This window comes from Intestinibacter sp. (assembly GCF_022780145.1).
Taxonomy (GTDB): Bacteria; Bacillota; Clostridia; order Peptostreptococcales; family Peptostreptococcaceae; genus Intestinibacter.
Map to the genome: position 1 here is coordinate 1 of NZ_JALEXO010000322.1, position 5,360 is coordinate 5,360.

Annotated in this window: 8 protein-coding genes; all 8 read right to left on the minus strand. The window is 32.6% G+C overall.

Annotated elements, in window-relative coordinates:
* A partial coding sequence (gene folK, locus MR593_RS12130; protein ID WP_290693314.1) for a 2-amino-4-hydroxy-6-hydroxymethyldihydropteridine diphosphokinase occupies window positions 1-439 on the minus strand: 439 nt, incomplete at its 3' end.
* Complete coding sequence (gene folB / locus MR593_RS12135; RefSeq protein WP_290693317.1) at window positions 432-797, minus strand: dihydroneopterin aldolase; 366 nt, start codon at window positions 795-797, stop codon at window positions 432-434. The genes folB and folK, both read right to left, overlap by 8 nt.
* Before the next feature lie 3 nt (window positions 798-800).
* Window positions 801-1,595: a dihydropteroate synthase gene (gene folP, locus MR593_RS12140; protein ID WP_290693320.1), complete on the minus strand. Its 795-nt coding sequence runs from the start codon at window positions 1,593-1,595 to the stop codon at window positions 801-803.
* 84 nt (window positions 1,596-1,679) lie between these two features.
* The gene (gene folE, locus MR593_RS12145) at window positions 1,680-2,249 is read right to left on the minus strand and encodes a GTP cyclohydrolase I FolE (RefSeq protein ID WP_290693322.1); all 570 of its coding nucleotides are present in this window, start codon (window positions 2,247-2,249) and stop codon (window positions 1,680-1,682) included.
* Window positions 2,250-2,275: 26 nt separating this feature from the next.
* On the minus strand, window positions 2,276-2,929 hold the full coding sequence (locus MR593_RS12150; protein ID WP_290693325.1) for a hypothetical protein: 654 nt from the start codon (window positions 2,927-2,929) through the stop codon (window positions 2,276-2,278).
* A 14-nt stretch (window positions 2,930-2,943) separates the two neighbouring features.
* Window positions 2,944-3,681, minus strand: a complete 738-nt coding sequence (locus tag MR593_RS12155; protein WP_290693328.1) for an aminotransferase class IV — start codon at window positions 3,679-3,681, stop codon at window positions 2,944-2,946.
* Window positions 3,671-5,020, minus strand: a complete 1,350-nt coding sequence (gene pabB, locus MR593_RS12160) for an aminodeoxychorismate synthase component I (RefSeq protein WP_290693331.1) — start codon at window positions 5,018-5,020, stop codon at window positions 3,671-3,673. The genes MR593_RS12155 and pabB overlap by 11 nt, the downstream gene beginning before the upstream one ends.
* A partial coding sequence (locus MR593_RS12165) for an anthranilate synthase component II (protein ID WP_290693334.1) occupies window positions 5,013-5,360 on the minus strand: 348 nt, incomplete at its 5' end. The genes pabB and MR593_RS12165, both read right to left, overlap by 8 nt.

The following is a 5,360-nucleotide window of genomic DNA, read 5'->3' on the forward strand; positions in this document are numbered from 1 at the left end:
CTAAATAAAACTTTATAGTTTTACCATCTATACTTAAATCTTCATTCAAATCCATAAGAGGAACTAGCACAAAAGCTCTGTCCTTTATCCTTGGATGAGGTATCAAAAGCGTCTCATCTAAAGATACAACATCATCATAAAAAAGCACATCTACATCTATAGTCCTAGGGCCCCATCTTATAACTCTGACGCGATCTAATTTATTTTCGATATCTTGGCATAAATTGAGAAGCTCATATGGAGGTAGACTAGTTTCGATTTCGACGCACATATTTAGAAAATCTGCTTGATCTGTATAACCCCATGCCTTAGTCTCGTAAAGGTTTGATTTTTTGATAGAGGTTATATACTCGCTTTCTTCAAGCATCTTGCACGCCTTCATCAGATAATCAAGTCTATCACCCATGTTAGTTCCAAGTCCTAAATACGCTCTACTCATCTCGATCCCTTCTTATCTCAACTCCAAAATAATCGTATATCCCCGGTACTGGAGCTTCTGGTTTTTTAACTCTTACCATAACCCCTTTGATTAGTGGGAATTTATTTAAAACTTCATCAGCTATATTTTCAGCCAACGCCTCTATTAAATTAAATCTTCTGTTTTCAGTTATATCCTTTGCTACCTCGTAAACATCTGCATAGCTTACAGATTTATTCATATCGTCGGTTTTGCCGGCTTCTTTAGTGTCTAGGTAAAGCTCCATGTCTATGAAGAACTTTTGACCTAGGACAGCCTCTTCCTTTAAAACACCGTGATATCCGTAAAATCCTAAGTTATTCAATAATATTTTGTCCATATCTTAACCTCTGTATATTGCATCGGCTACCTTAGCAGCGTCTAAATTTTCTTTTACATCGTGAACTCTGACTATGTCCACTCCATCTCTTACGCCAAGTACAGTAGTAGCTACAGTACCTTCAACTCTTTGTTTTGGAGTAGTGCCTTCTAGTATTTTTCCTAATACTGATTTTCTAGATGTTCCAAGTAATATTGGATATCCTAAATCTTTAAGCTCTCCAAGTCTTCTTAGAACTTCTACATTTTGTTCGTAAGTTTTACCAAATCCTATACCTGGGTCTAATACTATTTTTTCTTTTTTAACTCCTGCTTTTAGCGCCATATCTACGCTGTTTTGTAAAAATTCTTTTATAGCTTCCATTATGTCCTTGTCGTATTCTGTACCATCTTGATTGTGCATTATGCAGACTTCTGCGTCGTATTTAGCTACTACGTCAGCCATTTTGCCGTCGTAAGTTAGTCCCCATACGTCGTTTATCATATCTACACCTAATTTTAGAGCTTCTTCTGCAACTTCACTTTTGTAAGTGTCTACAGATATTGGCACGTTTATTTCTTCTTTTAATCTTTTTATAACTGGAACTATTCTAGATATTTCTTCTTCTGCTGATACGAATTTATGACCTGGTCTTGTAGATTCTCCACCTAAATCTATCATATCAGCTCCTAAGTCTATCATTTCTTTAGCATGGTTTACTGCTATATCTATATTAGTAAAATCTCCACCATCAGAAAAGCTGTCTGGTGTTACGTTTAATATTCCCATTATATATGTTCTTTTTCCGTATTCTAACATTTTTATCTCCTCAGTAATTATCTTTCTAAATCACAATAAAAGTTATATTCACCAAGTACATGGCGAATATAACTTTGTATTAAATTATTTTAAGTTTATAAGTGCCATAGCTTCACTTCTAGCTAAAGCATCAGTTTCGAACACACCTCTAACTGCAGAAGTTACAGTTTTTGAACCTGGTTTTTTAACTCCACGCATAGTCATACACATATGCTCAGCTTCTACAACTACCATAACTCCATAAGGTCTTAATTCTTCCATTATTATGTTTGCAGTGTCTTTAGTTATTCTCTCTTGTAATTGTGGTCTTCTAGCTATAGTTTCTATTACTCTAGCTAATTTAGATAAACCTGTTAATCTACCATCTTTTGGAATATAAACAACGTGAGCTTTTCCAAAGAATGGAACTAAATGGTGTTCACAGCTTGAGTAGAAAGGAATGTCTTTTACAACAACCATTTCTTCGTGTTTTTCATCTGCAAATAATACTTTTAAATGTTCTCTTGGATCTTGATGTAATCCGCAGAATATTTCTTCGTACATCCTAGCAACTCTATCAGGAGTTCCAACTAACCCTTCTCTATCTGGATCTTCACCTATTGCTTCTAGGATTTCCCTTACTGCTTTTCTTATTTTTGCTTGATCTACTGCCATTTCTTACCTCCAAAAATCTAAGGGCATTATTTTATATATTCAAATATATCTAACAGCATTTCGTATTTATCGTCTGATGCATTTTTTAATATATCGTATATTTTTTTATCATCTTTTTTTATGCTTTTTATTAATTTTTTGTCCTTAGGTACCCATTTATCTTCTTTTATATAATACATTCTAATCAGATCTCTAAGTGCTATATTCACAAAAAAATCGTACTCAAAATCTTCAAATTCGTCCTTTGATTTTAATTTTTTGATTTCTGATTTGATTTCTAACAGCTTGTCTTTTTTTATTTCCTCGGAAATCTTATCTGGACCTTCTTCGTAAGCTTGCTTGCATTTTCTTAGTATTTCCTTTGCATAATCTAAAGTGTCAAATATTATCTTGCCGTCGTTTATTTTTAAGAAGAAATACTCTTTATTTTTTATAAAGCTTTCGCATCCTTTTTTGGAAATATAGTTTAAATCAAATTCTATAGAAGAAATCACTTTATTTATGCGAATTTGATTTTCCTTTTGTTCTTTTGTAAATATAAAAAGATCTATATCGTTTATTTTTATGTCTTTTTCAAAATCTAAATCTTTACTAGAACCTACAAGCACTATACCTAGAGTATTTTCGTCCTTTTTTATCAAATCTATTTCCCTTTGAAATACATCGTTTAATTTTGACATATACTCACCGCCTTTTATAGAGTCTCTTTTATAAGTTTTATTATTTTATTTTCTTTATCAAAGTTTATTTGATTTATCTGTGTAACGGGCATCACACCCATTAAACTATTTGTAACAAACACGCCTTCATATTCATCAACAGATGATATATCTATATCGCACTCGACTAAATCTATATTTAAGCTTTTGCAAACTCTACCTACATTTAACTTCATTATCCCATTTAAAATCGGCAAAGAGCTCTTAGGTGTATATACTGTATCTGATTTTACAAAAAATATATTGCTCAGAGAACATTCTAATACATTGCCTGAAGTATCTAAAAATATCGCATCGTCAAATCCATTGTCAGTTGCATAATGTTTAGAATACATACTTTCGTAGTAATTAGTAGTCTTATGTCTGTATATTATACTGTCTCCCCTTTTAATTGGAGATATGCATAATTTAAAGCCTTTTTTATACGTTTCTTCGTTGTAGGCTATATCTCTTAAGCTTATATTATATCCTTCATCAAACACCGTAAGTCTAAGTGCTTTGTTTTTTACGTCGTTTTTATATATATATTCTAAAATCGTTTTTCTGTAAAACTCTTTATTTTCGGCAATATTGAAGTTTAATTCTCTAGCTGAATTAAACATCCTATCTAAGTGTAAATCTAAATCTAAAGGATAATCTGTGACTTTTATGGTTTCAAATAATCCCATCCCAAACTTTGAAAGCGTGGAATTAAAAGAAACGTTATTCTTCATAATAACCTCTAAGAGCCTTCATTATAGAAGCAGCCTTGTCCATAGTTTCTTGGTACTCATCAGCTGGATTAGAACCCCAAGTCATACCTCCACCAACTTGGAAGTAGACATTTTCGTCTTGTTTTACTATAGTTCTTATAGCTATATTTAAGTCCATATTACCGTCAAAGCCTATATATCCTATAGATCCTGTGTAGACGTTTCTCTTAGTCGGTTCTAATTCTTCTATTATCTCCATAGATCTAATCTTAGGCGCACCTGTTATAGATCCTCCTGGGAAAGTGGCTTTTATCACATCTATAGGGCTTAATTCGTCCCTTAAAGTACCTACTACTGTTGAAACTAAGTGATTTACATTTGCGTAAGGTTCGATTACAAATAGCTCTGGAACCTTTACAGTACCTACCTTAGATACTCTAGATAAGTCATTTCTCTCTAAGTCGACTATCATAAGTAACTCTGCTCTGTCCTTTTCGCTATTTAGTAGCTCTTCTCTTAATCTCAAATCATCAGCTTCGTCTTTTCCTCTAGGTCTAGTTCCCTTTATAGGTCTAGTTTCTAATTGTCTATCTACGCACTTGATAAATCTCTCAGGTGAATTAGATAGAATATGGAATTTATCGAAATTTAAAAAGGCTCCAAATGGTGCTGGAGAAAATCTTCTTAAATCTCTATATAATTCGTAACTAGATAAACTAGTCTTTCCTGTAAAACGTTGAGTTAAATTAGCTTGGTATATATCCCCACTTCTTATGTAATCTTTTACTTTTTGTACAGCATCTTCAAATCCTTTTTTTGTGAAGTTTGATTGTAGTTTTATAGGTTTAATGTTTTTAGTTTCGTAGCAGATTGAGTCTATTCCCTTTTGTTCTGCAGTTTTTATTCTATTTTCAATTTCATCGATTAAAGACTCTTCCTTTTTCTTGTCTAAATTCGGTGTCGCTATATAAGTTTTATTTTCTAGATGATCTACTACAACTACCCAATTGTAAAAACCAAAATATAAATCGTATACTCCCGTATCATCTACAGCAATTTGAGGTAACTTTTCCATGTAGTTTCCTAAATCATAAGATAAATACCCTACTGCTCCACCTACAAATGGCAACTCAGTGTCATTTTCGCCTTGGTAATGTTTAAGTTCTTCCTCTAAAGTATTAAGAGGATTAGTTTCAGAATCTTTTGCTTTTATTTTTTTAAAAGGATTACTACTTATAAAAGAGTATCTCCCTAATTTTTTTGGATCCATAGCACTATCTAAAATAAAGCTGTCGTTTTCATCTTTAAATATCGTGTAAATTTCAAAAGCATCTAATTTAGTATCTATTTGTCTAAGCATTTTTCTGTATCCTTTCTCTAGCTAAAGTAATAAAGTTTTTTAAAAGCTCATGGCCACATTCAGTAAGTACAGCCTCTGGATGGAATTGAACTCCTTCTATCATGTACTTTTTGTGTCTTAAGCCCATAATCTCTCCCTCTTTAGTCTTTGCAGTTATCTCTAGCTCATCTCCTAGATTTTCACTATCTACTACTAAAGAATGGTATCTCGTCACGTTTAAAGGATTTTTTATATTTGTGAAAACTCCTTTAGAGTCGTGAGTGATACTGTGGACTTTTCCATGAACTGGCTCTATTGCCTTAACTATTTTAGAGCCAAATACTTGACCTATAGTTTGGTG

Bases quoted from the DNA above. Each gene is read 5' to 3' on its own strand.
- pabB (WP_290693331.1), bottom strand. From the start codon at position 5,020: ATGCTTAGACAAATAGATACTAAATTAGATGCTTTTGAAATTTACACG.
- folE (WP_290693322.1), bottom strand. From the start codon at position 2,249: ATGGCAGTAGATCAAGCAAAAATAAGAAAAGCAGTAAGGGAAATCCTA.
- MR593_RS12155 (WP_290693328.1), bottom strand. From the start codon at position 3,681: ATGAAGAATAACGTTTCTTTTAATTCCACGCTTTCAAAGTTTGGGATG.
- MR593_RS12150 (WP_290693325.1), bottom strand. From the start codon at position 2,929: ATGTCAAAATTAAACGATGTATTTCAAAGGGAAATAGATTTGATAAAA.
- folB (WP_290693317.1), bottom strand. From the start codon at position 797: ATGGACAAAATATTATTGAATAACTTAGGATTTTACGGATATCACGGT.
- folP (WP_290693320.1), bottom strand. From the start codon at position 1,595: ATGTTAGAATACGGAAAAAGAACATATATAATGGGAATATTAAACGTA.